The organism is Delftia sp. WSY_12 (assembly GCF_043104645.1).
Classification (GTDB): domain Bacteria; phylum Pseudomonadota; class Gammaproteobacteria; order Burkholderiales; family Burkholderiaceae_C; genus Comamonas; species Comamonas tsuruhatensis.
This window is the reverse complement of record NZ_JBICKW010000029.1, coordinates 58784-83797: the sequence shown is the minus strand read 5'-3', so window position 1 is coordinate 83797 and position 25014 is coordinate 58784. Positions and strand designations below refer to the sequence as shown.

Genomic DNA, 25014 nt, shown 5'->3' with positions numbered 1-25014 from the left:
CGGCAGCCACCGCTCGGTATAGTGCCCAACCCATGGCCAAAGACAAAACCACGTTCATCTGCAATGCCTGCGGCGGCTCCAGCCCGCGCTGGCTGGGCAAGTGCCCGGCCTGCGGGGCCTGGAATTCGCTGATCGAGGCCGTTGCCGAGCCTGCGGGCGCGGGCAAGAACCGGCTCAGCCAGCCGCAGGGCTATGCGGGCCTGGCCAACGCCCAGGCCGTGATGCCGCTGTCGGCCATCGAGGCCCAGGACGTGGCGCGCACGCCCAGCGGCATCGAGGAGCTGGACCGCGTGCTGGGCGGCGGCATTGTCGAAGGCGGCGTGGTGCTGATTGGTGGCGACCCCGGCATCGGCAAGTCCACCCTGCTGCTGCAGGCCATGGATGCGCTGCACCGCGTGGGCCTGCCCACGCTGTATGTGACCGGCGAGGAAAGCGGTGCCCAGGTCGCGCTGCGTTCGCGCCGCCTGGGGCTGGAGGCCAGCCAGGTCAATGTGCTGGCCGAGATCCAGCTGGAGAAGATCCTCGCCACCATTGAGGCCACGCAGCCGGCCGTGGTCGTCATCGACTCCATTCAGACCGTGTACTCGGACCAGCTGTCCTCGGCGCCGGGCTCGGTGGCCCAGGTGCGCGAATGCGCGGCCCACCTCACGCGCGCGGCCAAGACCACGGGCATCACCGTGATCCTGGTCGGCCATGTGACCAAGGAAGGCGCCCTGGCCGGCCCGCGCGTGCTGGAGCACATGGTGGACACCGTGCTCTACTTCGAGGGCGACACGCACAGCAACTTCCGCCTGGTGCGCGCCATCAAGAACCGCTTTGGCGCCGTCAACGAGATCGGCGTCTTCGCCATGACGGAGAAGGGCCTCAAGGGCGTCACCAACCCCAGCGCCATCTTCCTGTCCCAGCACAGCGAGCCGGTGCCGGGCTCCTGCGTGCTGGTCACGCTGGAGGGCACGCGGCCCATGCTGGTGGAAATACAGGCCCTGGTCGACCAGGGCGGCCCCGCGCCCCGGCGCCTGTCCGTGGGCCTGGACCGCGACCGGCTGGCCATGCTGCTGGCCGTGCTCAGCCGCCACGCGGGCGTGGCCTGCGCGGACCAGGATGTGTTCGTCAACGCCGTGGGCGGCGTGCGCATCAGCGAGCCTGCGGCCGACCTGGCCGTGATGCTGTCCATCACCTCCAGCCTGCGTGGCCGCGCCTTGCCCAAGGGATTCCTCGCCTTTGGCGAAGTGGGCCTGGCCGGCGAAGTGCGCCCCGCGCCGCGCGGCCAGGAGCGCCTGAAGGAAGCGGCCAAGCTGGGCTTCACCATGGCCGTGGTACCCAAGGCCAATGCGCCCAAGAAGGCCATCCCGGGTCTGACCGTTCATGCCGTGGAACGCGTGGACGAGGCCATGAACATCGTCCGAGGGATGGGCTGACGCTCTTGCCGAGCGCATTGCGGGGGCATACGCACTGTCCGCAGCGGCCCTGCGGCGCCTCCATAAGACAATCGGCGCCATGAATTTGCGCAATATCCTGATTCCCCTGGGTCTGCTCGTACTGCTGGTGGCTGCGCACCAGTCCTATGGCTGGATGGGCGTGGTTGCCGTGGGCGGCGGCATCATGATGTGGCTGCTGCTGCATTTCACGCGGCTGATGTCCATCATGAAGAAGGCCTCGGACCGTCCCATGGGCTATGTGGGCAGCGCCGTGATGCTCAACGTCAAGCTCAAGCCCAAGGTCTCGCTGATGCACGTGGTGGCCATGACGCGCTCCCTGGGCGAGCGCCTGTCCGAAGACGGCCAGCATCCCGAGATCTACCGCTGGACCGACGGCACGCAATCCCATGTGACCTGCGAGTTCATGCATGGCCGGCTCGTGAAGTGGACCCTGGTGCGCCCCACGCCCGAACCCGAACCGCAACCCGAGACGGCGGCGGCGGCCCCCGAGGCAGCCCCCGCGCCCTAAAATAGCGGGTTGGTGTTCTGTTCAATACCCCCAAGGATGTTTCTATGAGCCCCGTTGTTCCCTCGATGGCCGATCGTGACGGCAAGATCTGGATGGATGGACAGCTGGTGGACTGGCGCGATGCCAAGATCCACGTGCTGACCCACACGCTGCACTACGGCTGCGGCGCATTCGAGGGCGTTCGGGCCTACAAGACCGAACAGGGGCCGGCCATCTTCCGCCTGGAAGACCACACCAAGCGACTGTTCAACAGCGCCAAGATCCTGCGCATGCAGATCCCGTTCACCCAGGAAGCGGTGAACCAGGCCCAGGTGGAGGTCGTGCGTGCCAACAAGCTGGAATCGTGCTACCTGCGCCCGCTGACCTGGATCGGCGACCGCAAGCTGGGCGTCTCGCCCAAGGGCAACACCATCCACCTGATGGTGGCTGCCTGGGCCTGGGGCGCCTACCTGGGCGAGGAAGGCATGCAGCGCGGCATCCGCGTGAAGATCTCCAGCTTCACGCGCCACCATGTGAACATCACCATGAGCCAGGCCAAGGCGGTGAGCAACTACACCAACTCCATCCTGGCCAACACCGAGGCGCTGGACGACGGCTACGACGAGGCCATCCTGCTGGACGCCTCGGGCTTCGTCTCCGAGGGCTCGGGCGAGAACATCTTCGTCATCAAGGACGGCGTGGTCTACACGCCCGACCTGTCGGCCGGCGCGCTCAACGGCATCACGCGCAATACCGTGATGCACATCTGCAAGGACCTCGGCCTGGAGGTGGTGCAAAAGCGCATCACGCGCGACGAGCTGTACATCGCCGATGAAGTCTTCTTCACCGGCACGGCCGCCGAAGTCACGCCCATCCGCGAGGTGGACCGCATCGAGATCGGCGCGGGCAGCCGCGGCCCCCTGACCGAAAAGATCCAGCAGGCCTTCTTTGACATCGTCAACGGCCGCAACCCCAAGTACGCCCATTGGCTGACTCGGGTCTGAGAAAAATGACCCCCACGCTACCCTTGCTTTGCAAGGTCCACTGCCCCCCGAGGGGGTGCTTTTCATCTTGGGGCGGCCCGGCGATGAAAATGACAGATACCCACGAAAGAGATAAGCAAGCATGACAACGAATGCCACCGTCGAACTGGCGGCCAAGGACCTCAACGCCCAGGGCGGCGTGTTCTGCCCCAGCCCCAAGGCCGACATGAAGCTGTGGAACAGCCATCCCAAGGTCTACCTGGACGTGGCCCACACCGGCGAAGCCAAGTGCCCCTACTGCGGCACGCTGTACCGCCTGAAAGCGGGCGAAGTCTTCGCAGGCGGGCATTGAACAAAGCGGGCCTCGGCCCGCTTTGTGTGTCTCAGCGCGCCGACAGCGCGCGGCTCCAGATGCTGCCGGGCGCAGCACCTCCGTGCAAAGCCAGCATGTCCGTGAAATGGCGCCGCTCCCCGCCGCGCAGCTTGACGATGGGCGCCGCCACCTGCGGCGCCTTCGCCAGGCACAGCTGGGGGTAGAGCAGGTACCACTTCCAGCGCAGGGCAGAGTGATAGAAGAAGGCCGTGTCCTCGGCCTTGAACAGCGTGAGCCGGGCATCGGGCAGGCGCCGCATCACCTGCTGGGCCGTCACATGGATCAGAAGGTAATTTGGATCGGGAATGCCCTGCAGCACCTCGGCGGCGTCGGGCCGCGACTGCAGGCGCTGCAGATAGGCCTCGGGGCCGTCCACGATCAGCGCCTGGTGAAACTCCTTTTGCCATTCCGATACAAAGCGCGAGCCGGCCGGAGCGCAGAATGACCAGCTTTCGATCACGGGGTAGCGCCTGTCCCTGGTGAAGCCCTCAAGGTAGAAGCCTGCCAGCTCGGCAGCGCCTGCGCCGGGGCAGGCGCCCATCCAGTCCAGTGGCGCGGTCAGCAGCGTGGTGGCGTCGAACCAGTAGCCGCCGTGGTGTGCCACCAGGTACAGGCGAAGCCAGTCCGATTGCTTGGTGGGATGGAGTTCGGCAAACGCCGCAGGAAGGTCGCCGCAGGCGACGTACTGGCCCAGGTTCTCTGGCGTCACGACGATGACCTGGTGATCCGGGCACTGCCGCCGCCAGCTGTCCACGCACTGCTGGACGAAGGGATCCAGGCCGGACTGGTTCCAGTACGTCCAGATCGTTTTCGGGATGTCCGCTGCAAGACCATCGGCTGCCGGGGGCGATGGGGGCAGCTGCAAGGGCGCAGGCATGGTGTAATCTGCGCCGATTTTGGAAGGCGCCGCCCAGCGATGGAGCAGCCTGAATAAGACCGCAGGAATTTTTTTCATGAGCGGATGGAAAGCGGAATGCCCGCATTTTGGGGCAGAAAGTTGCGGTCTTGATGAGATTTGACAAGTCGAAGCTGCCAGGGCTCCTCACGACCCTGGCCGCTATTTTGGTGCCCGGGCTGGCCTTGTGGCTGCGCTCGGGCTATTCCTATGGCGCCGGCCTCATGGTCCTGGGCGCCCTGTGTTTTCTGCCTCGCTGGGTCAGATACCGGCAGTCCAACGGCACCTGGCTGCTGGTCGCGCTGTTCCTGGGCATGGCGGTGATGTGGTACTTCCTGTCCGTGCTGGACGGGGGCACCGGGCAGTTCGACCGGCCCGTGAAATTCATCCTGGGCGCGGTCAGCCTGCTGTTCGCCATGTGCTATCCGCCCACGGCGCGGATCTTCCTGTGGGGCATTCCGCTGGGCAGCGCAGGCGCGGGCTTCATGGCCCTGTGGCAGGTCTGCGTGCTGGGCATGGAACGGGCCACGGGCTACACCAATGCCATCCAGTGGGGCAACATGGCCTTGCTGCTGGGCTGCTTCTCCTGCATCTATGCCATGTCCTTCTGGCACCAGCGCTCCCTGCTGTGGCGCCTGCTGGTGCTGGCGGCCGCTGCAATGGGTGCGCTGGCTTCGCTGCTGTCGGGCTCGCGGGGGGGCTGGCTGGCGCTGCTGCCGATGTTCCTCATGCTGATGGTGCTGGTGCGCATGTACCGCCCGCAGTACTTCGGGCGCCTGTTGCTGGGCTGCGCTGCAATCGTGGTGGCGCTGGCCACCGTGATGGCCTTCATACCCCGCGTCAGCGAGCGCGTCGACGAGGTCTACCTGGATGTGAGCAACTACCTGCATTCCGGCAACTCCGACACCTCGCTGGGCACCCGGCTGGAGCAGTACCGGCTGGCCGTGCAGATGATCGGCGAGAAGCCCCTGCTGGGCTGGGGCATGCAGGGCTATGTGGACGAGATGCACCGGCGCGTGGACGCGGGTGACTATGGACGCTCCATCCGCGAATACAACTTCATCCACAACGACTTCCTGGACATCTGGGTCAAGCTCGGCGTGCCGGGCGTGCTGCTGCAGGCGGCACTGTTCATCTCGCTGCTGTGGCTGTTCTGGCCCTCGCGGCGGCGCATGGCGCTGTGGCCTGCGGACAGCACCCCCTGGCGCGAGGCCCTGCTGCTGCGTATCCTGGGCAGCCTGATGCCAGCCATGTACCTGGCGTTCGGCATGTCACAGCAATTTTTCGTGCACAACAGCGGCATCGTCTTCTTCGTCTTCCTCGTGGTGGCCCTGTGGTCATCGCTGCATGGCCTGGAAAGGGCCAGCGGAGCCGTGCGGTGACGGACCGCGCCACCATGGCCCGGCCCCGGGTGCTGCACTTCGTGACGGGCGGCTTCTCGGGTGCCACCCAGGTGGCGGTGGACCTGGTGTCCGCGCACCGCGCGTCGGGCCGCTTCGACGCCCGGCTGGTGCTGCGGCGCAAGCGCAATACCTCCGATGAACGCGTGCAGAAGCTGCGCGACGGCGGCATCGATGTCGACGTGGTGGCCGGCTGGTCCCATGCCGCCACCGTCTGGCAGCTGCGCCGCATCTGCCTGGACTTCCGGCCGGACATCGTCGTCGCCCATGGGTTCAGCGACCACCTGTGGGGCCGATTTGCCGCGCTGTGGGCCGGCGTGCCCTGCCTGGTGCATGTGGAACACAACTCGCGCGAGCGCTACACGCGCTGGCGGCTGGCGCAGGCCCTGTGGCTGACCGAGCGCACGGCCGCCATCGTCGGCTGCTCCGAAGGCGTGCGCCAGAGCCTGCAGGACCGTGGATTTCCTGCGGCCAAGCTCATGGCCATCAGCAACGGCATCCGGCCCGAGCCCTATCTGCAGGAGCCGCCCCCCTTGCTGCAGCGCCGCCCGGACATCGTCATGGCCGCGCGCTTTGCGCGGCAAAAGGACCATGCCACCTTGCTGCGCGCGCTGGCCGTGCTGCGCCAGCGCGGCCTCAAGCCCACGCTGACCCTGGCCGGCGGCGGCAAGGCGCGCGCCCAGCAGGCGGCGCAGCGGCTCAGCGCCGAACTGGGCCTGCAGGACCAGGTGCAATTCATCGGCATGTGCAACGACGTGCCCGGCCTGCTGCGCGCGCACCGCGTCTGCGTGCTGTCCACGCACTACGAAGGCATGCCCCTGTCCCTGCTGGAAGGCATGGCGGCGGGCTGCGTGGTGGTGGGCAGCCGCGTGGTGGGCGTGCAGGAAGTGGTGCGGCCCGGCGACAACGGCCTGCTGGCCGCGCACGCCGACCCTGAATCGCTGGCCGACGCCCTGCAGCAGGCGCTGCAGGATGACGAAGCCGCCGTGCGCATGGCCGCCACCGCGCGGCAGGAAGCCCTTTCGCACTACAGCCTGCAGCGCATGACCGGCCAGTACGAAGACCTGTTCGCCCGCCTGCTGCAGGGGGAGCGTCCGTGACCTGGCTCAGCATCCTGGTGCCCGTCTATAACGTGGTGCCCTACCTGGAGGAATGCCTGCAGTCCGTCATGGACCAGGCCGATGCCGGCGTGCAGGTGCTGGTGCTGGACGACTGCTCCACCGATGGCTCCTGGGCCCTGATGCAGCAGCTGGACCAGCGCTGGCCCGGCCGCCTGCAGCTCATGCAGCATGAGCGCAACGCCGGCCTGAGCGCGGCGCGCAACACCATGATCGATGCGGCCACGGGCGACTACCTGTGGTTTTTGGACTCCGACGACAAGCTGCTGCCCGGCGCGATTACCGGGCTGTCGGCCATCGTGAAACAACATGCGCCCGATGCCGTGCTCTGCGACTTCTCCGTCTGGCGCGAGGCCCCGCGCCTCAAGCACCGCCTGCGCGGCGAGGCGCACCGGCACAGCTTCCAGGGCCCCACGCTGCAGCGCTCGCAGGACCGGGGCGCCCTGCTGGCCGGCCTGCTGCGCACGGGCCAGCTGCATGCCTGGTCCAAGATCTCGCGCCGCAGCCTGTGGGATGCCGGCCTGCGCTTTCCTGCAGGCCGCTATTTCGAAGACATGATGACCATGCCGCAGATGGCGCTGCGCTGCAGCAGCTTCTACTACCACCCCCAGCCCTGGGTGGCCTACCGGCAGCGTGCCAACTCCATCCTTGCCTCCATGACGCCTGCCAAGGCGGCAGACCAGTCCGCCGCCCTGTGGCCGCTGGCGCAGGCCGTGCAAGCCCTGCAAGATGATGCGCTGCGCAACGACGGGCGCCTGCAGTTCGCCTGGGCGCACCAGGCTGCGCGCAACCTCATCGGCGCCCTGCGCTTTCTCGACCGGCAGCGGGACATGCCGCCCGCGCAGCGGCAGGCGCTGGCGCAACAGTTCCTGGCGGACTTCGGCCGCATCTCCCCGCTGTCCCTGCCGGCCCTGCGCCAGGCCTATCTGCGGCGCGGCTGGTGGCTGCGCGCCTGGAAGCTGCGCCGCTGGGAGCGCCGCGCGCAGCAGCTGGGAACACCGGGAGCCCCTGCATGAGCGGCCTGAAACTGAAAACCCGTGGCGAGCTGTGGCTGGCGGCCGGCATGCGCCGCTTCTACGCCACCTTCCCACGCCGCCTGGAGCAGGGTCCCGCGCCCGACTTCCGCAGCCATGACATCGGGCCTGCGGCGCCCGTGCCCGTCTCCACGCCCATTCCCCGCATCATCTGGGCCTACTGGAACGGCGACTCGGTGCCGCTGCTCATACAGCGCTGCTTTGACAACTGGGCCCGCCTGAACCCCGGCTACAGCCTGCGCATCCTCAACGACGCGCAACTGCCGCAATACGTGCCGCAACTGCCCGGCAACCTGCAGCAGCTGCCCGTGGCCAAGCGCTCGGACTGGCTGCGCCTGGAATTGCTGCACCGCCACGGCGGCATCTGGCTGGACGCCAGCACCATCCTCACCGAGCCGCTGGACTGGCTGCTGGAGCAGCAGCAGCGCAGCGGCGCCGACCTCGTCGCCTACTACCTGGAGCGCTACACCCGCGACCCGCAGGTGCCCGTGGTCGAGAACTGGCTCATGGCCGCGCCTCCGGGCAGCGCCTTCATCGCGGCCCTGCACAAGGAATACGTGGAGCAGGTCCTGCCGCAGACGGGCGAGGCCTATATCGCCCAGCTCCAGCAGGCCGGCGAATACGAGCAACTGCGCCAGGGCATCGACATGCCCGCCTACCTGAGCATGCACCTGGCCATGCAGCGCGTGCTGCGCGCCGGCGGCAGCTACCGGCTGCGGCTGGCCAAGGCCGAGGACGGACCCTTCTTCCTGCACGTGCAGGGTAACTGGGGCCGCACCCCGCTCAAGATCCGCCTGATGTTCTCGCGCGCCGAACAGGCGCCCGTGCCGCTGATCAAGCTGCGCGCCCCCGACCGCAAGAAGCTGGACTTCTATCTGGAGCGCGGCCTCTACGTGCCCGGCAGCATCGCCGACCGATACCTGCGGGGCTGAGCGGCGAGCGCGCGCTGGACCATCAGCCCATTGCCGTCTCATGCAGGTAGTGCCACAGCACCCCTTGGCCCGCACGTTTGAGGATCACGACTGATCGGCGCGAGGTCTCCACGCCGTCCAGGCGATGGGTTTCCAGGTAGCGCATGGCCAGGCCGGCCGCGTCCCGCCATATGGGCTGCATGTCGCAGACGCATATCTCCAGCCCTGGCCGCTGGCCGGCCGCGCGCCGGAACATCTGTTCCACATCGTCCAGGCCGACGAGTCTGCCCGTGGTGGTCACCATGCTGAACTCCGGGCTGAACTGCGGCATCAGCGCCTGCAGCGCGGCCTGTGCGCCCGCTGGTTGGGTGAAGACGGTGTGGATCAGCTCGTGCACCCGGTGGATGCTGCGTTCGGCGATGCCGATGTCAATGTCACGGTCGATGGGCTTGTTGTCTTGCATGGTGGTCCTCGAGGGTGTGCAGCGATCGCAGGTGCAGCAGGGGCACAAGCCCTGCCAGCGATGCGATCAGAAACGTCATGTGATAGGCCCGGCCTGCGTCCAGGCGGGTGGCGAGCATGTTGAAAACCATCAGGAAGAACGCAGCGCCCACGCTGAAGGCCATCTGCCGGTTGAGGTTCCAGATCACGCTGGCCTGCTACGTCTGCCGGCCATCGAAGTCCAGCAGGGCCGTCGTCTGCGCGGTATTGGCACCCAGGCCGCCGCCCAGGCCCATCAGCCCGTAGGCGGCCACCAGCAGCCAGGGGTCGGCGGGGGCCGCCACGGCGGCCAGCGCCGCAATGCCCAGGCTGTGCAGCACCATGCTGGCGATGAACAGGGGCCGTGCGCCCGCGCGGTTGTACAGCCGGCCGCCCACCAGCATGGACACCAGGGCGCCGCCTGCGTAGACCATCATGAATCGGCCTGTGGCCTGCGCGCTCAGGTGCAGCATGTCCTGCAGGTAGAAGATGTTGAGCAGGTTCACGCCGGTGAACACGCCGGGAATGGCGTGGTAGACGGCCACCGACATACGCAGGCGCGGGCTTTTGAGCAGTTGCAGTTCCACAATGGGGTGGGCCGTCTTGCGGGCATGGATGGCATACAGCACCGTGAAGGCCAGGCCCGCCGCCATGCCCAGCCAGGCCAGCGCCAGGCCCTGGCCCGAACCTTGGCCTGCGCCATAGAGCGACATGCCCAGCAGCCAGGCGGCCAGCGCGGCGCTGACCAGCACCAGGCCTTTGAGGTCCGGCCGCTGCCGGGCCGTGGCCGGTGCATCGCGCACCCACAGCCAGGCCAGGCCTGCGGCGGCCAGGGCCAGCGCAATATTGGAATGGAACACCCAGCGCCAGGAGCCGTGGTCCACGATCAGCCCGCCCAGCCAGGGCGAGAGGGCCGGTGCAATCAGCGCCACGGCCATGACCAGCGTGGAGACTCGCGCGCGCTCCGGTCCCTGGAACCGGTTGAAGACCAGGGCCTGGCCCACTGGGATCACCAGGCCGCCCGCCATACCCTGGATGAAGCGCCAGCCCACCAGCTGGCCGAAGCTGCCCGCCTCGCCGCAGGCCCAGGCGGCCACGGCGAATGCCAGCATGGAGCCCGCCATCAGCCCGCGCGCGCCCCAGCGGTCGGCCAGCCAGGGGGCGAGGGGAATGGCCAGCGTCAGTCCCAGCATGTAGGCATTGGCCACCCAGGCCCCGGCCGAGATGCCCACATGGAATTCGGCCGCAATCGTGGGCAGCGCGACGGCGGGCATGAAGATGTTGATGCAGTCGACGAAGAAACCCATCAGGAAAACGGTGGCCAGGCGGTATCGGTATGTCATCTTGCGCTTTCAGGAGGGGCAAGACTAAAGAGCGCGGGCGGCCACGTCGATGGGGCTATGCTGGACTCTTTGTTTGACTGGATTGAACAATGCCCCCCGCAAGCCCGGCCATGCACACGCTGCTCCACCGCGCGCAGACCTTTCTGGCCGTGGTGGATTTCGGCTCGTACACCAGGGCGGCGGACTTCCTGGGCATCAGCAAGGCCATGGCCAGCCTGCATGTCAAGGCGCTGGAAGAGGCGCTGTCGGTGGCCCTGCTGGTGCGCAACACCCGCAGCATCGCCCTGACGGAAACCGGGCGGGAGTTCTACGACGAGTTCAAGGGCATCGTCCGCGACGTGGGCAGCGCCTTCGACAACGCCATGCACAGCGGCAACCGCATCGCGGGCCGGCTGCGCATCAGCACCACCAGCGAATACGGGGAGAAGTACATTCTTCCGCTGATCCCGGCCTTCCTGGAGCGCTACCCGGGCATCTCGGTGGCCTATGACGTCAACTCTTCACTGAGCGACCTGGTGGCCGAAAAGCTGGACCTGGTCGTGCGCCTGGGCCACTTGGCGGACTCCAGCTTCAAAAGCCGCAGGCTGGCCGGCTACGACATCGTGCTGGTGGCCTCGGCCGCCTTCCTGCGCAGCCATCCCGTGCGCAGGCCCGAAGACCTGGCAGACCTGCCCTGGATTGCCAACAGCAACCTCGCCCACCCCACGGCCTGGACGCTGCGCACTGCCGGCGGCCAGGGTGTGGACGTGGTGGGCCGGGCGGCCCACCAATCCAACTCCTCCACCGCCATCCGCGCCCTGGCCCGGTCCTCGCTGGGTGTGGCGGTGCTGCCTGCGTGGTTTGTGGAGGACGACCTGGCCGGCGGCGTGCTGCAGCGCGTGCTGCCGGACCACGCCCTGCCGCCCCAGCCCATCAGCGTGGTCTTTCCCGACAGCAGCCACCTGCCGCGCAAGACCCGCGTGTTCATCGACTTCCTGTGCGAGCACCTGGGCCGGGATTGAGGGCTCGGCTGGCCGGCCCGCCCTGGCCCCGTTAAACTGCCCGCAAGCCGAAAGGCCCGGTGCGTAGAAACACCTTCCGTGAGGTTGCAGCCCCCACCTTAAAGCGGGGCTTTGTCATGCCTTATCTCGTCGGATTGGCGCATTTGCTTGCGCCTGTCCGCATGGTTTCGGGCGTGGTGGGGGCTATCCGCAAGGACGCCCGCACGGCTACGGACGTGTTTCTAACCACCACGCCCACCTGTTGTGCGTAGAAACTCAACCGGTGGTTTTCTGTGATCTCGTAGGAAAACAGACCATGACCCTCCCCATCCTTGCCAGCCCCAGCGCTGCGCTTGCCCCTTCCAGCCCTCTTCTCTATCAGGAGGGCTGACCCCATGACATCCCGCAAAAACACTGCCGGCGCGGCAGTGCAGGCGCAGCCTTTGCCCAAGCGGCCGCCAGCCGCAAGGCCTTCCGACTGGCCCAGCGCCTGGCAGGCCATGCATGTCTGTCTGGTCGTCATCGAGGGGCGGCTGGTCACCCTGGCCGAGGTCTGTGGCAAAAAGCCCGACCGCAAGGCCCGCCAGTTCGACGTGGAATGCGCGGTGGAGCTGGCGCTGGCGCACATACGCCGCATGCGCGCCGACCCGCCGGACAGCCACCAGGCGTTCGAGCAGCAGTGGCACCTGGCGTCCTGCGCCATCGAACTGGCCGATGGCGCCTACCGCTTCCCCCGCTCGCGCTACGGCCGCCTGCTCAAGCGCACCCGCTGGCATTTCGACCTGCTCAGGGACCTGGTGGAACGTGTGGAGTGGCAGCACCGGCGCGGCTGAGCCGCAGGCGGCAGCTCAGGCCAGCGGCAGCCGCAGCACGAAGCAGGCGCCCGGCTGGCCGTCGGCGCGGCCTTCGCAGTGCACGCTGCCGCCGTGGCGCTGGGCGATGGAGCGCACCAGGGCCAGGCCCAGGCCCACGCCGCCCGAGCGCTCGCTGGCGCCGGGCAGGCGGAAGAACTTCTCGAAGATGCGCTCGCGGTGGGCCGGCGCCACGCCGGGGCCGTGGTCGCAGACGCGGATCTCGGCCATGGCGTCCTGGCGCGCCAGCTCCAGCGTGATGGCGCCCTGGCTGTAGCGGCGCGCGTTCTCCAGCAGGTTGCGCACGGCACGGCGCAGCAGCTTGGAGATGCCGGGCACTTCCAACGCGTCGGTGGACTGCAGGTCCAGGTCGGCATCCACGCGCGCGCATTCCTCGGCGGCCAGGCCGATCAGGTCCACGGGCTCGATCGTGCCCACGTCACCCTCATAGGTCTCCAGCCGGCTGGCCAGCAGGATCTCGTCCACCAGCTGGTCCAGCTCGCTGATGTTGCGCTGGATCTCGGCGCGCGCGCGGGCGCTGGCGGGGTCGTCGCCCATGAATTCCAGGCCCATGCGGATGCGCGTCAGCGGCGAGCGCAGCTCGTGCGAGGCATTGGCCAGCAGCGATTTGTGCGAGGTCACCAGGGTCTCTATGCGCGCGGCGGCGGCGTTGAACTGGTGGGCCAGGTCGGCCACCTCGTCGCTGCCGTGCTCGGGCACGCGCACCGACAGGTCGCCCTCGCCAAAGCGCTTGACGCCGCGCTGCAGGTTCTCCAGCCGCTTGAGCAGGCGGCGGATGATGGGGAACACGCCCACGGCCACGGCCACGCCCACCAGGCCCAGCAGCCAAAGGAAGCCGAAGGGCGGGCGCAGCCAGAAGGCGGCTGCGCCGTCATGCGGCGGGCGGTCGCCGCGCGGCGGGCGCGGCGCCATGTGCAGCATGTAGGTCTGGCCGTCCGTGCCTTCGATCTCGAAGCGCAGGCCCTCTTCGGGCGGGCCGGGCAGGCGCCGCGCACGGCCCTGGGCGATCACGTTGCCCTGGCCGTCGCGCATGGCCACGTCGCGCGAGGGCGGCGAGCTGGCGCTTTGCACGTTCTGCGCGTTCTGCTCGGCCGCGATCTGCCATGCCCAGGCCACCGTCAGCGTGAGCACGGCCACGCCACCGACCACGGCCAGCCAGATGCGCAGGTACAGGCGCTGGGAGAAGAGGGACAGCAGCTTCATGCAGCGGTCAGTCTTGTTGTTTGGCGAAGACGTAGCCCACGCCGCGCACGGTCAGGATGCGCTTGGGCGCCTTGGGGTCGGCCTCGATGGCGGCGCGGATGCGGCCCATGTGCACGTCGATGGAGCGGTCGAAGGCCTCCAGTTCGCGGCCTCGCACGGCCTCCATGATCTGGTCGCGCGTGAGCACGCGGCCCGCGCGCTCGGCCAGCGTGACCAGCAGGTCGAACTGGTAGGAGGTCAGCTCGCAGGGCTGGCCCGCCACGGTGACGCTGCGCGCGTCGCGGTCGATCTCCAGGCTACCGAAGCGCAGCGCCGTGGCCGGCTGGCCTGCGGCCGAGCCCTCGCCGCCGCCGCCGCGCCGGCGCAGGATGGCGCGGATGCGCGCCAGCAGCTCGCGCGGCTCGAAGGGCTTGGGCAGGTAGTCGTCGGCGCCGATCTCCAGGCCGATGATGCGGTCCATGGGGTCGCCCTTGGCCGTGAGCATCAGCACCGGCACCTGGGCTGCGGGGCCGGGCAGGGCGCGGATGCGCCGGCAGACCTCCAGGCCGTCCATGTCGGGCAGCATGAGGTCGAGGATGACGAGGTCGGGCAGGTCGGCGCCGGCCACGCCGTCGGCGGGCTGCAGCTGCTCCAGGCCGCTGCGGGCGTCGCCCATGTGCGTGACCTGCAGGCCGTTGTTGCCCAGGTAGTCACCCACCATCTGCGCGAGGCGGGTGTCGTCTTCGATCATCAGAAGATGGTGCGTACTCATGGAGGGCAGTGTATTCATGCTGGGGCCTGGCGTCGTATTGCGACGATGCTCGCAGCGCCCCGTCAGCCGCGCTTGTCGCTTGCGTAAAGTTCGGTAAAACAGCGCAGCCTGCGGCCAGCCGCTCAACTGCCGCGTTGCGCGGGCCGCACCGCATGCACGCGCGAGGCCAGCGCGATCAGCACCAGCACGGGCAGGCCCAGCAGGGCCGTGGCCTGGAAGAAGCTCACGTAGCCATGCGCATCGACAAAGGCGCCCGAGAAGCCGGCCAGCCACTTGGGCGCCAGCAGCATCATGGAGCTGAACAGCGCGTACTGCGTGGCCGAGTACTGCACATTGGTCAGCCCCGACAGGTAGGCGATGAAGGCCGCCGAGGCGATGCCGCCGGCCAGGTTGTCCGCGCTCACCACCCAGACCAGCGCATTCACGTCATGGCCGCGCGTGGCCAGCCAGGCGAACAGCAGGTTGGTGGCGGCCGACAGCGCGGCGCCCAGCATCAGCACGCGCATCACGCCCCAGCGCATGGCCAGCGCCCCGCCCAGGAAGGCGCCCGCCAGCGTCATGATCACGCCGTACACCTTGGTCACGGCGGCCACCTCGTCCTTGGTGAAGCCCATGTCCACGTAGAAGGGGTTGGCCATGATGCCCATGACCACGTCGCTGATGCGGTAGATGGCGATCAGGCCCAGCACCAGCAGCGCCTGCCAGCGGTAGCGGCCCAGGAAGTCGGCAAAGGGCTCGACCAGCGCGCCACGCAGCCACTCGGCCGCGTTGCGGGCAGGCGCCAGCGGGCGCGGCACCGGTTCCGGCGAGAGCAGCACGGTCAGCATGCCCACGGCCATGGAGGCGGCCATGGCCAGGTAGGCCACCTGCCAGGCACCGCTCTGGTAGCCCGCCGTGCCCGCCACCTCGGCGCGGGCGGCCAGCCACAGCACGCCGGCGCCGGCCCATATCATGGCCAGCCGGTAGCCGGTCTGGTAGGTGGCGGCCAGCGCGGCCTGGCGCTCGGTGTCGGCCGATTCGATGCGGTAGGCATCCAGCGCAATGTCCTGCGTGGCCGAGCCGAAGGCCACGGCCAGCGCGCACCACACCAGCGGCGTGAGAGAGACGCGCGGATCATTGAACGCCATGCCGCACAGCCCGGCGACGATGAGCATCTGCGCGAACAGCAGCCAGCCGCGCCGCCGCCCCAGCCAGCGCGTGAGCAGCGGCAGCGGCATGCGGTCCACCAGCGGCGACCAGACCCACTTGAAGGCATAGGCCAGGCCCACCCAGCTCAGGTAGCCGATGGTGGTGCGGTCCACGCCGGCCTCGCGCAGCCAGAACGACAACGTGCCCAGCACCAGCAGCAGCGGAAGGCCTGCCGAAAAACCCAGGGCCAGCATGCGCAGGCTGGCCGGCTCGGCATAGACGCGCAGGGTCTGGGCCCAACTGCGGCGGGGCGCTTCAGTGGGGGTGGAAGGGGCGGAGGAGGTGGTGGTGGACGGCTCGGTCATGTTGGGCTGCGGCAGGCTGCGGCCATTATCGGGCCCATGGTGGCGCGGACTGGCGCGCGCTACCATCGCGGGCACAGGATGCCGCCATGGCCTACACCCTCTCTTCCCTCCACAGCGATGCCGCCGCGCAAGACGGCGCGGCCGATGCCACCGATACCGCCTTCGCGCCGCACAGCTCGGTGCGCAGCTACAGCGGCGAGCACCAGGCCCACGCCCACGGCCATGCGCAGATCCTCTATGCGCTGCAGGGCCGCATGGAGCTGGAGGTGGGCGGGCGCAGCGCCTTTGTGGACGCCGTCAGCGGCATGCTCATCCCCGCCGGCGTGGACCACGGCTACCTGGCGGCGCCGCGCTCGCGCGTGTTCGTCATCGATGCGCCCAGCGGCCCGGGGCTGGACCGGATGCGGCGCTTTTCCGTGCCGCCCGCCCTGCGCGGCCGGGAGTCGGAAGGCCCGGCCACAGAGCAGCTGGCCCAGGTGCTGCAGGCGCCCGGCCTGCTGGCGCGCCGGGGGCTGGACCTGCAGCAACTGACCACGAGCGTACAGGCCGCATTGCACGAGGACTGGCCCACGGCCCGGCTGGCCGCCCTGTGCCATATGAGCGCCCAGCGCTTTCACGCGCGCTTCGTGGAGCTGGCGGGCCAGCCGCCCCAGGCCTGGCTGCGCGGCCTGCGCCTGGATGCGGCCGAGCGCGGGCTGGCGCGGGGCCTGCCGCTGGAGGCCACGGCGCTGCGATGCGGCTATGCCTCGGCCAGCGCGCTGGCCTATGCGCTGCGGCGCGACCGGGGCGTGACGGCGCGGCAGCTGCGCGGCTAGCCCGTTCACAGTCTTGCGGACTACGAGCGTTTCTCGACAAGTGCCCGGCCGCGCCAGGCGCAACATGGCGCCATGGTTCGCAATTCTTCCGCTTCTTCCTCCGCCGTCGGCATCGCCTTCGTCTCCGTGGCCGCCGTGCTCTGGGGCACGACGGGCACGGCGCAAAGCCTGGGCGCAGGCGGGCTGTCGCCGTTCTGGGTGGGCGCCGCGCAGCTGGCGGTTTCCAGCCTGTTTCTGGGCGCGCTGCTGGCGGTTTCCCATTGGAGGCTGCGCGGGCGGGCCGGGCAGGGCGTGGCGCCCGTCCAGCCGCTGCTGCCCAACCCGGTGCACCTGGGCCTGCGCCCGGCCTGGTTCCTGCTGGCATCCATGGGAATCGGCGGCTACAGCATCTTCTTCTACGAGGGCGTGACGCTCACGGGCGTGGCCGTGGGCACGGCCGTGGCCATTGGCAGCGGCCCCATCTGGGCCGGGCTGATGCAGGCGCTTGTGCTGCGCGCGCCCCTGTCTGCCCTGTGGTGGGCCGGCACGCTGGTGAGCGTGGCGGGAGGCGCGGCCATGGTGATGGCCCAGGGCGGCGCCACGCTGTCCTGGAGCGGCCTGGCCCTGTGCCTGCTGGCGGGGCTGTCGTACGCGGGCTATGCGCTGATCAACAAGCGCCTGGTCACCCACATGTCGCCGCGCGTGGTGAATTTCTATGTGTTCACCGGGGCAGCCTGCATGGCGGTGCCGATTGCGCTGGTGCAAAGCGGCCTGCCTCAGTGGAGCCTGGCGGCAGTGATGGTGGTGGTCTACCTGGGCGTGGTGGTGTCGGGCCTGGCGCACATGCTGTTTTCCATCGGGCTGCGCAGCATCTCCGGCCCCACGGGCGTGACGCTGAGCCTGATCGAGCCCGTGGCGGCCTTCGTGCTGGCGGTGTGGGTCGTGGGCGAGCGGCAGCCGCTGCAATCGTGGCTGGGGCTGCTGGCCGTGCTGGCCGGGCTGATGCTGGTGATCGGCGCCGAGATGCGCTCGCAGCGGGCCGTGATGGCCGCGCAGATGGCGTGACTCTTTGTAGGCCGGCGCCGCTCTTCACGATGCGCTGTTCTCCGCATGTTGCAGGCATGCATGGCCGCTAGACTTGGCGGCATGCAGCAGCCATCCCATCTCTCCTCCGAATCCTGTGCCCCGTCCGCCTGGGGCTGTGCCTGCGCGCCCTGGCGCGCGCGTCGCGGTTTCTTGCTGGCCGGCAGCGCGGCGGCCCTGGGCCTGGCCACGGCGCCGGTGGCGGCCCAGGTGCAGGTGGGCGGTGCCTCGGGCCTGCGCAAGCTGGTGCCGGCCGAGACGCTGGAAGGCGCCGCCACCGACCAGTACCAGCAACTGCTGGCCAAGGCCCGCGCCCAGGGCGCACTGGCCGGCGACAGCAACCCGCAGCTGCTGCGGCTGCGCGCCATCGCCCGGCGGCTGATCCCCTACACCGCGCAATGGAATCCGCGCGCCAATGCCTGGCGCTGGGAGGTGAATCTGATCGGCAGCAAGGAGATCAATGCCTTTTGCATGCCGGGCGGCAAGATCGCCTTCTACACGGGCATCATCGACCAACTGCAGCTGACCGACGACGAGATCGCCATGATCATGGGCCACGAAATGGCCCATGCGCTGCGCGAGCACTCGCGCGAGCAGCTGGCCAAGAACCAGGCCACCAGCATCGGCATCTCGCTGGGCGCCCAATTGCTGGGCCTGGGCGACCTGGGCAATGCGGCGGCCCGCCTGGGCGGCCAACTGCTGTCGCTGAAATTCAGCCGGGGCGACGAGAGCGAGGCCGACCTCGTGGGCCTGGAGCTGGCCGCGCGCGCCGGCTACAACCCCCAGGCCTCGGTCTCGCTGTGGCGCAAGATGGGCCAGGCCACGGGCGACCGCGGCGGCCTGGAATTCCTGTCCACCCACCCCGCAGGCCCCGAGCGCATCCGCGAGCTGGAGCGCAACATCCCGCGCGTGGAAGGCCTCTACGAGGCCGCACGGCGCGGGTAGGCAGACGCCTTCAGGCGGCGGCTTTTTGCTTGGGTTGGTAGCCCATCACGGCTTTCACTTCAAGGTATTCCTTGAAGCCGTGCTCGCCCCATTCCCGGCCCGTGCCCGACTGCTTGTAGCCACCGAACGGCGCGCCGAAGTCCGGCCCCGCACCGTTGAGGTGGACCATGCCCGTGCGCAGGCGCGAGGCCACGCGGCGTGCGCGCTCCAGGCTGCCGGACTGCACGTAGCCCGACAGGCCGTAGGGCGTGTCGTTGGCCTGGGCGATGGCCTCCTCCTCCGTGTCGTAGGGCAGGATGACCAGCACGGGGCCGAAGATTTCCTCGCGCGCAATGGTCATGTCGTTGCGCACGTCGGCAAACACCGTGGGCCGCACGAAGTAGCCGCGCGCAAGGCCCTCGGGGCGGCCGGTGCCGCCGGCCACCAGGGTGGCGCCTTCGGCGATGCCGGCCTCGATCAGGCCCTGGATCTTGCGGAACTGCGCCTCGCTGACCACGGGGCCCATGTGCATGGCGCCCGTGTCGGCCAGTGCATCGCCCACCTTCATGCCTTCGGCAGCGGCCTTGGCCGCGGCCACGGCGCGCGCATGCAGGGCGCGCGGCACGAACATGCGCGTGGGCGCGTTGCAGCTCTGACCGGAGTTGGTGAAGCAGGCGTTCACGCCCTGGGTCACGGCCTTTTCGATGTCGGCGTCGTCCAGCACGATGTTGGCCGACTTGCCGCCCAGCTCCTGGGTCACGCGCTTGACGGTATCGGCCGAGGCCTTGGCCACGGCAATGCCCGCGCGCGTGGAGCCGGTGAAGGTCATCATGTCGATGCCGGGGTGCACGGACATGGCCTCGCCCACCGAGGGGCCGTCGCCGTTGACCAGGTTGAACACGCCGGCCGGCACGCCCGCTTCGTGCAGGATCTCGGCCACCAGGATGGCGTTCAGCGGCGCGATCTCCGAGGGCTTGAGCACCATGGTGCAGCCCGCCGCCAGGGCCGGTGCCACCTTGCACATGATCTGGTTGATGGGCCAGTTCCAGGGCGTGATCATGCCCACCACGCCCACGGGCTCATGCACGATGCCGGTGGTGCCGCGCACGCTCTCGAACTCGAAGTCCCTGAGCACCTGCAGGGTCTGCTTCAGGTGCCCCGCGCCCACGGTGGCCTGGGCCGCGCGCGACAGCCACAGCGGCGCGCCCATCTCCAGCGAGATGGTCTGCGCCACCTCGTCGATGCGGCGCATGTAGACCGCCAGCACCTTGTCCAGCAGGGCCAGCCGCTCGTCGCGCGTGGTCTGCGAGAAGCCGTCGAACGCGCGGCGTGCGGCGGCCACGGCTGCATCGACATCGGCGGCCGAGCCCATGCTGATGCGGGCCGCCACCTCCTCGGTGGACGGATTGATCACATCCAGCGTGCGCGGCACGGCCGGGGGAACCCATTGGCCGTCGATATAGAACTGCAGGTGCTCTTGCGTGCTCATGAAGCTGTCTCCGTGTCTCGTTGTCATTGGGTGGAAGGGGTGTCGAAGGTGACGCGCTGGTTCACGCGGTAGTGGGGCCAGTAGTCGGCCACAGCATAGTGCTGCGTGCTGCGGTTGTCCCAGATGGCGATGCCGCCCGCGTCCCATTGATGATGCACCATGAACTCCGGCTTCTTCAGCCAGTCCAGCAGGAAGGCGAGCACGCCGCGCGCCTCGTGCCGGTCCACGCCCGTGATGTGGCGCGTGAAATCGGCATTGACGAAGATGCACTTGCGGCCTGAATCGGGGTTGGTGCGCACCACGGGATGCGTCACGGGCTTGAACTGGCGCAGCGCCTCGAACAGCGCCTCCTCGCCCTTGCGGCCCAGGTATTCCCGGAAGCCCGATTCCTCCCAGGTATGGACCGCCTGCAGGCCTTCCAGGTACTGCTGCATGCCGGGCGAGAGCCAGTCATAGGCCTTGCTGGTGCTGGTCCAGCAGGTGTTGCCGCCGGCCGGCGGCGTGGTCACGATCTGGATCACGGTGCCCAGCGGCGGCTGCTGCTTCCAGCTGATGTCGGTGTGCCAGTTGTCTATGGCGGGCGGGCGGTCCTTGTCGGAGATGATCATCTCCACGTCGGGCATGCCGCTCTTGCGCTCGAAGTACGAGCCCTTGGACAGCGGGCCGAACACCTGCGCCAGCGCCACATGCTGCTCGGCCGTGATGGTCTGGGGCCGGAAGAAGATGACCTCGAAGTCGTACAGGGCCTGTCGCAGTTCCGCCTGCACCTCGGGGGACAGGGGCCGGGTCAGGTCCACTCCCTCGATCCAGGCCGCGAAGTTGGGCATGCGCGGCACGGGGCGGATGTGGTGGTAGCGGGCGTCGATGTCGATCAGCTGCATGGGGGCGGCATTGGCCATGGGGTACTCCTTGGAGGAACGGATGGAAGGGGAGGAAGAGGAAGGAAGGTGGAGAGAGAGGGCTGGCGGGCTCACTGCCAGTGCAGCAGCCGCCTCTCGGCCCAGGACATGAAGCGCACCATGCCCACGCCCAGCAGGGCCAGCACCAGCAGCAGCGCCATGACGCCATTGATGTCGAAGGTGGAGCCCAGGTAGGCCAGGGTCTGGCCCAGGCCCTTTTCGCTGGCGATGATCTCGGTGCCCACCACGCCCAGCAGGGCATAGATCAATCCCAGCCGCAGGCCCGAGAAGATCACCGGGACGGCGCCGGGCAGCGTGACCTCGAAGAAGGTGGTGGCGGCGCTGGCGCCCAGCGTGCGGCACAGCGTCACATGGTCCTGGCTGACGCCCCGCATGCCTGCCACCGTGGCCGACAGCACGATGAAGAAGGTCAGCGAGCAGCCCACGGCGATCTTGCTGCCCAGCCCCAGCCCGAACCACAGGATGAACAGGGGCGCCAGCGCGATGCGCGGCATCACGTTCAGCGCGTTGAAGTAGGGCTCCGCAAAGCGCTCGATGGCCGGCCAGCGCACGAAGGCCAGCCCCGTGGCGAAGGCGGCCACGCTGCCCAGCACGAAGGAGCAGGCCACGGCCGCCAGCGTCCAGCCCAGGTCGGACCAGAACCGGGCCGTGCCCGCATGGTTCCAGAGATAGGCGGCCACGCCGCTGGGCTGGCCGAAGAAGGTGGGGTCCAGCCAGCGGCGCGCGGCGGCCCATTCGGCCAGTCCCAGCACGACACAGATGAACAGCGCATGCAGCGCCAGCCATTGCAGACGGTCAGCCTTCATGGTGCACCCATCCCGATTCGAGCTGCGACCACAGGGCCGCATAGAGTTCATGGAAGCGCGGCGACTTCTGCAGGTCGCGGATGGAGCGCGGGCGCGGCAGGTCGATGGCCAGGTCGGCGATGATGCGGCCCGGGCGCGAGGACATCACCACCACGCGGTCGGAGACGGCCACGGCCTCGGCCAGGTCGTGGGTCACGAACAGCACGCTGTGGCGGTGCTGCTGGCACAGGCGCAGCAGCAGGTCCTGCAGCTGCAGCTTGGTCTGCGCGTCCAGGGCGCCGAAGGGCTCGTCCATCAGCAGCAGCTGCGCGTCCAGCGCAAAGGTGCGCGCCAGCGCCGTGCGCTGGCGCATGCCGTGGGACAAGGCCTTGGGCAGGGCCTGCGCATGGTCGGCCAGGCCCACCTCCTGCAGCATGCGCAGTGCGCGCTCCGTGCTGTCGGCCGTGCCGACGCCGCGCACGCGCGCGCCGAAGGCGGCGTTCTCCAGCGCCGTGCACCAGGGCAGCAGGCTGTCGCGCGCCAGCATGTAGCCCACGCGGGAACTGCCCAGGCGCGGTGCCTCGCCCAGCACGCGCAGCGTGCCGGCGCCGGTGTGGGCCACCAGGCCTGCGCAGAGGTTGAGCAGGCTGGTCTTGCCGCAGCCGCTGGGCCCGACCAGCGAGACGAATTCGCCCTCGGCCACCTGCAGCGCAATGTTGTCCAGCACCTGCGTGCGGCCGTCGAAGCTCAGGTGCAGGCCGTCGGCGGCAATGGCCTGCGGCGGCAGTTGCGATCCATTGGAAGTCATGGCGCGCGCCCCCTTCACTGCGCCAGCAGGGGCGCGGTGTCGATCAGCCGGCTGATCTGCCCCGTGCGCTGCAGGTAGCGCGCGGCATGCTGCAGGGCCTTGGGGTCCACCGCAAACTGCATGGAAGGAATGGCGTTGCGCAGCGCCACTTCCAGGATCCGTTCGCCGCCGGTCGTGTTGATGCGGAAGCTGTCCTGCGCGACTTTGAGCAATGCATCGAAATGGGCCGGTTCGCGGGCATAGTCGGCCGCCTCGTTCATGGCGCGGCGCAAGCCCTCCACGGCCGGGGCGTTCTTGCGCAGGAAGTCGGCGCGCACCACCTGCAGCACGCCGGCGCCGTTGGTGTCCAACACCTCGGCGGGACCCTGGCCCCTGCGCGGATCGACCACGATGCGGCAGGCTTGGCTGACCTCGCAAAAGCCGTCCATGGGCGAGAACAGCATCAGGCCATCGACCTGCCTTTGCGCAATCGCCGGAAAGGCGGTGTTGGGCGAGCCCACGGCGACGATGGTGACGTCGTCCGCCTTCATGCCCGCACCCTGCAGCAGGCTCACGAGCTGGAACTCGGCCGCGCTGCCACGTGCCGTCACGCCGATGCGCCGGCCCTTGAAGTCCTGCATCACGGCGGGATAGCCCTGGCCGGCATGCGGGGTGGGCAGGGCCGACGAGGCCATGAGGAAGAACGTCGGCGCGCTGGCGCCGCTGCCGATCACCTTGAGGTCGGCGCCCTTGTTGACCGCCTGAAGCAGCACCTCGGGCGGCGTAAACGCCACTTCGAGGTCACCGGCCAGCAAGGTCTGCAGCGCCAGCGGCGCCTGCGGGATGGGGCGCAGTTCGCAGCGTATGCCGTGCTTCTCGCACAGTCCCCGCGCGTTGGCCACGCGCACCAGGAAATTGCCGATGCCGGGGTAGTCCTGGATGCGCAGCGTGGGCGTCTGTGCCAGGGCTGCCTGGGTCGAGAGCAGGGCGAACACGAAGGCGGATACCAGGGCGAGCGTGGTGCGGATCATGGGGCGGGCTCCATACGTGTGGGTATGGGGCCGATTACAAGGACGGTGCTATGCGCCAATTGCCGCGAAAGGGACAATGATCGGGTGAACACCAAGCTCGGTTCCCCCAACACCTCTTTGGCGCAGGCGCGCAGCGAGCGCTATCGCGTGGACCTGCTGGCCGAATTGCCGGCCGCATCGGCACGCGGGCTGCGGGCCATAGGCTCCAGGCGCCGCTACCGCGATGGACAGTTCGTGCAAAAGCGCGGCGATGCGGCCGACCATGCGCTGGTGCTGCTGTCAGGGCGCTTTCGTGTCGTGGCCTTCACCGTGGGCGGCACCGAGCGCATGACGCGCTGGCTGGAGGCCGGGGAGATCACCGGCATCAGCTCGGTGCTGGGCAATGCGCCCGTGCCCGTGGACCTGGTGGCCGATGGTGATGTCGAGGTGCTGGTCCTGCCGCGCCAGCCGCTGCTGGACTTCCTGGAGCGCGATGCGCCCGCATGCCTGGCTGTGGCGCGCCTGCTGAGCCTGCGCGTGAACGGGCTGCTGGACACGATCTTCATCAGTTCGGAGGACACGCTGCATGCCCGGGTCTGGGCCACCTTGCAGGTGCTGGCGGCAGAGAACGGCCAGCCCCTGCCCGGCGGCCGCACCCTGCTGCGCATATCGCAGGGTGATCTGTCGCATGTGGTGGGCGCCTCGCGCCAGCGCGTGAACGAGGAGTTGCGCAAGCTGCAGGCGGGCGGCAGCGTGCGTCTGGGCTATCGGTGGATCGAGGTGCTGGGCTGAGACAGCTGCAGGCTCAGGTCCCGCCCACGTAGGGATTGCTCTTGCGCTCGCGGCCGAAGCTGCTTTCGGGGCCGTGGCCCGGGATGAACACGGTCTGGTCGCCCATGGGCCACAGGCGCTGGACGATGCTGTCGATCAGCTGCTGGTGGTTGCCCTGGGGAAAGTCGGTGCGGCCGATGCTGCCCGCGAACAGCACGTCGCCCACGAAGGCGCGGTCGATCTGCGGCGCATGGAACACCACGTGGCCGGGCGTATGGCCGGGGCAGTGGCGCACCTGCAGCGTCTCCTGGCCGATGCTCACCGTGTCGCCATCGTGCAGCCAGCGCGTGGGCGTGAAGGGGTCCGAATGCGGGAAGCCGAACATGGCGCCCTGCTGGGGCAGGGCATCGATCCAGAACTGGTCTCCGGGATGGGGGCCGATGATGGGCAGCTGCTGTGCATCGGCCAGCTCGCGCGTGCCGCCCGCGTGGTCTATGTGGGCGTGCGTGAGCCAGATGGCCTTGAGCGCCAGGCCCAGGCGCTCTATCTCCCAGCCGATCTGCTCCAGGTCGCCGCCCGGGTCGATGACGGCGGCTTCCATGGTCTGGTCGCACCAGACCAGCGAGCAGTTCTGCTGGAAGGCGGTGACGGGGATGGTGTGGTACTGGAGCATGGGCGGCGTGGGTGCT

At 68.9% G+C, this 25014-nt stretch carries 27 protein-coding genes; 14 read left to right on the top strand and 13 right to left on the bottom strand.

What is annotated here, in order from left to right; genetic code table 11:
* The first annotated feature begins 32 nt into the window (after nt 1-32).
* From radA to ACF8LI_RS18250, 4 genes are all read left to right on the top strand, one after another.
* Nucleotides 33-1418, top strand: a complete 1386-nt coding sequence (gene radA, locus ACF8LI_RS18265) for a DNA repair protein RadA (RefSeq protein WP_392413684.1) — start codon at nt 33-35, stop codon at nt 1416-1418.
* A 79-nt stretch (nt 1419-1497) separates the two neighbouring features.
* Nucleotides 1498-1947, top strand: a complete 450-nt coding sequence (locus ACF8LI_RS18260) for a glycerate kinase (protein ID WP_212646702.1) — start codon at nt 1498-1500, stop codon at nt 1945-1947.
* Between the two features lie 44 nt (nt 1948-1991).
* Nucleotides 1992-2930: a branched-chain amino acid transaminase gene (locus ACF8LI_RS18255; RefSeq protein ID WP_016453623.1), complete on the top strand. Its 939-nt coding sequence runs from the start codon at nt 1992-1994 to the stop codon at nt 2928-2930.
* Nucleotides 2931-3051: 121 nt separating this feature from the next.
* Entirely contained in the window at nt 3052-3261 is a 210-nt protein-coding gene (locus ACF8LI_RS18250) for a zinc-finger domain-containing protein (RefSeq protein WP_012202256.1), read from the top strand.
* Nucleotides 3262-3292: 31 nt separating this feature from the next.
* On the opposite strand, the gene ACF8LI_RS18245 is transcribed toward ACF8LI_RS18250, so the two are convergent.
* Nucleotides 3293-4159, bottom strand: a complete 867-nt coding sequence (locus ACF8LI_RS18245) for a capsular polysaccharide synthesis protein (protein ID WP_392413681.1) — start codon at nt 4157-4159, stop codon at nt 3293-3295.
* A 131-nt stretch (nt 4160-4290) separates the two neighbouring features.
* Between ACF8LI_RS18245 and ACF8LI_RS18240 the strand changes: the two genes are divergently transcribed.
* The 4 genes from ACF8LI_RS18240 to ACF8LI_RS18225 are packed head-to-tail and all read left to right on the top strand — an operon-like array spanning nt 4291 to nt 8661.
* Nucleotides 4291-5559, top strand: coding sequence for an O-antigen ligase family protein (locus tag ACF8LI_RS18240; protein ID WP_392413679.1), 1269 nt, complete (start codon nt 4291-4293; stop codon nt 5557-5559).
* Complete coding sequence (locus ACF8LI_RS18235) at nt 5556-6677, top strand: glycosyltransferase (RefSeq protein WP_154833189.1); 1122 nt, start codon at nt 5556-5558, stop codon at nt 6675-6677. Before ACF8LI_RS18240 ends, ACF8LI_RS18235 begins: the two co-directional genes overlap by 4 nt.
* On the top strand, nt 6674-7711 hold the full coding sequence (locus ACF8LI_RS18230) for a glycosyltransferase family 2 protein (protein WP_392413676.1): 1038 nt from the start codon (nt 6674-6676) through the stop codon (nt 7709-7711). Before ACF8LI_RS18235 ends, ACF8LI_RS18230 begins: the two co-directional genes overlap by 4 nt.
* A complete protein-coding gene (locus ACF8LI_RS18225; protein ID WP_238001599.1) occupies nt 7708-8661 on the top strand; it encodes a glycosyltransferase family 32 protein in 954 nt (317 codons plus the stop codon). Before ACF8LI_RS18230 ends, ACF8LI_RS18225 begins: the two co-directional genes overlap by 4 nt.
* Before the next feature lie 22 nt (nt 8662-8683).
* Here ACF8LI_RS18225 and ACF8LI_RS18220 read toward each other — a convergent pair whose 3' ends face one another.
* Genes ACF8LI_RS18220 through ACF8LI_RS18210 form a run of 3 tightly spaced genes read right to left on the bottom strand, consistent with a single transcriptional unit; the run spans nt 8684 to nt 10463 of the window.
* Nucleotides 8684-9103, bottom strand: a complete 420-nt coding sequence (locus tag ACF8LI_RS18220) for a DUF4440 domain-containing protein (RefSeq protein WP_392413674.1) — start codon at nt 9101-9103, stop codon at nt 8684-8686.
* Nucleotides 9075-9290, bottom strand: coding sequence for a hypothetical protein (locus ACF8LI_RS18215; RefSeq protein ID WP_392413672.1), 216 nt, complete (start codon nt 9288-9290; stop codon nt 9075-9077). Before ACF8LI_RS18215 ends, ACF8LI_RS18220 begins: the two co-directional genes overlap by 29 nt.
* A gap of 9 nt (nt 9291-9299) precedes the next feature.
* Nucleotides 9300-10463, bottom strand: coding sequence for an MFS transporter (locus ACF8LI_RS18210; RefSeq protein ID WP_392413670.1), 1164 nt, complete (start codon nt 10461-10463; stop codon nt 9300-9302).
* Nucleotides 10464-10573: 110 nt separating this feature from the next.
* Here ACF8LI_RS18210 and ACF8LI_RS18205 point away from each other — a divergent pair, with 110 nt between their 5' ends.
* A complete protein-coding gene (locus ACF8LI_RS18205) occupies nt 10574-11464 on the top strand; it encodes a LysR family transcriptional regulator (protein ID WP_233094530.1) in 891 nt (296 codons plus the stop codon).
* A 374-nt stretch (nt 11465-11838) separates the two neighbouring features.
* Complete coding sequence (locus ACF8LI_RS18200) at nt 11839-12276, top strand: hypothetical protein (protein WP_392413668.1); 438 nt, start codon at nt 11839-11841, stop codon at nt 12274-12276.
* A gap of 15 nt (nt 12277-12291) precedes the next feature.
* On the opposite strand, the gene ACF8LI_RS18195 is transcribed toward ACF8LI_RS18200, so the two are convergent.
* From ACF8LI_RS18195 to ACF8LI_RS18185, 3 genes are all read right to left on the bottom strand, one after another.
* The gene (locus ACF8LI_RS18195) at nt 12292-13518 is read right to left on the bottom strand and encodes an ATP-binding protein (RefSeq protein WP_016448576.1); all 1227 of its coding nucleotides are present in this window, start codon (nt 13516-13518) and stop codon (nt 12292-12294) included.
* Between the two features lie 7 nt (nt 13519-13525).
* Entirely contained in the window at nt 13526-14287 is a 762-nt protein-coding gene (locus ACF8LI_RS18190; RefSeq protein ID WP_016453613.1) for a response regulator transcription factor, read from the bottom strand.
* Nucleotides 14288-14391: 104 nt separating this feature from the next.
* Entirely contained in the window at nt 14392-15762 is a 1371-nt protein-coding gene (locus ACF8LI_RS18185; protein ID WP_392413666.1) for an AmpG family muropeptide MFS transporter, read from the bottom strand.
* A gap of 86 nt (nt 15763-15848) precedes the next feature.
* On the opposite strand from ACF8LI_RS18185, the gene ACF8LI_RS18180 reads away from it, so the two are divergent.
* The 3 genes from ACF8LI_RS18180 to ACF8LI_RS18170 all read left to right on the top strand — a co-directional run bounded on the left by ACF8LI_RS18180 (nt 15849) and on the right by ACF8LI_RS18170 (nt 18584).
* Entirely contained in the window at nt 15849-16577 is a 729-nt protein-coding gene (locus ACF8LI_RS18180) for a helix-turn-helix domain-containing protein (RefSeq protein WP_047326943.1), read from the top strand.
* A gap of 72 nt (nt 16578-16649) precedes the next feature.
* The gene (locus ACF8LI_RS18175; protein WP_392413664.1) at nt 16650-17621 is read left to right on the top strand and encodes a DMT family transporter; all 972 of its coding nucleotides are present in this window, start codon (nt 16650-16652) and stop codon (nt 17619-17621) included.
* 60 nt (nt 17622-17681) lie between these two features.
* On the top strand, nt 17682-18584 hold the full coding sequence (locus ACF8LI_RS18170; RefSeq protein ID WP_047218837.1) for a M48 family metallopeptidase: 903 nt from the start codon (nt 17682-17684) through the stop codon (nt 18582-18584).
* Between the two features lie 10 nt (nt 18585-18594).
* Here the strand turns inward: ACF8LI_RS18170 and ACF8LI_RS18165 are convergent, their stop codons facing one another.
* From ACF8LI_RS18165 to ACF8LI_RS18145, 5 genes are all read right to left on the bottom strand, one after another.
* Complete coding sequence (locus tag ACF8LI_RS18165; RefSeq protein WP_016448571.1) at nt 18595-20052, bottom strand: aldehyde dehydrogenase family protein; 1458 nt, start codon at nt 20050-20052, stop codon at nt 18595-18597.
* A gap of 23 nt (nt 20053-20075) precedes the next feature.
* Entirely contained in the window at nt 20076-20951 is an 876-nt protein-coding gene (locus ACF8LI_RS18160; protein ID WP_133074246.1) for a TauD/TfdA family dioxygenase, read from the bottom strand.
* A gap of 71 nt (nt 20952-21022) precedes the next feature.
* Nucleotides 21023-21778 (bottom strand): ABC transporter permease, encoded by a 756-nt coding sequence (locus ACF8LI_RS18155; protein ID WP_392413661.1) that lies wholly within the window; start codon nt 21776-21778, stop codon nt 21023-21025.
* Nucleotides 21768-22565: an ABC transporter ATP-binding protein gene (locus tag ACF8LI_RS18150; protein WP_392413659.1), complete on the bottom strand. Its 798-nt coding sequence runs from the start codon at nt 22563-22565 to the stop codon at nt 21768-21770. Before ACF8LI_RS18150 ends, ACF8LI_RS18155 begins: the two co-directional genes overlap by 11 nt.
* A 14-nt stretch (nt 22566-22579) precedes the next feature.
* A complete protein-coding gene (locus ACF8LI_RS18145; protein WP_392413657.1) occupies nt 22580-23575 on the bottom strand; it encodes an ABC transporter substrate-binding protein in 996 nt (331 codons plus the stop codon).
* 84 nt (nt 23576-23659) lie between these two features.
* Here ACF8LI_RS18145 and ACF8LI_RS18140 point away from each other — a divergent pair, with 84 nt between their 5' ends.
* Complete coding sequence (locus tag ACF8LI_RS18140; protein WP_013800207.1) at nt 23660-24346, top strand: Crp/Fnr family transcriptional regulator; 687 nt, start codon at nt 23660-23662, stop codon at nt 24344-24346.
* Nucleotides 24347-24359: 13 nt separating this feature from the next.
* On the opposite strand, the gene ACF8LI_RS18135 is transcribed toward ACF8LI_RS18140, so the two are convergent.
* On the bottom strand, nt 24360-24998 hold the full coding sequence (locus ACF8LI_RS18135) for an MBL fold metallo-hydrolase (protein WP_012202273.1): 639 nt from the start codon (nt 24996-24998) through the stop codon (nt 24360-24362).
* Nucleotides 24999-25014 lie beyond the last annotated feature (16 nt).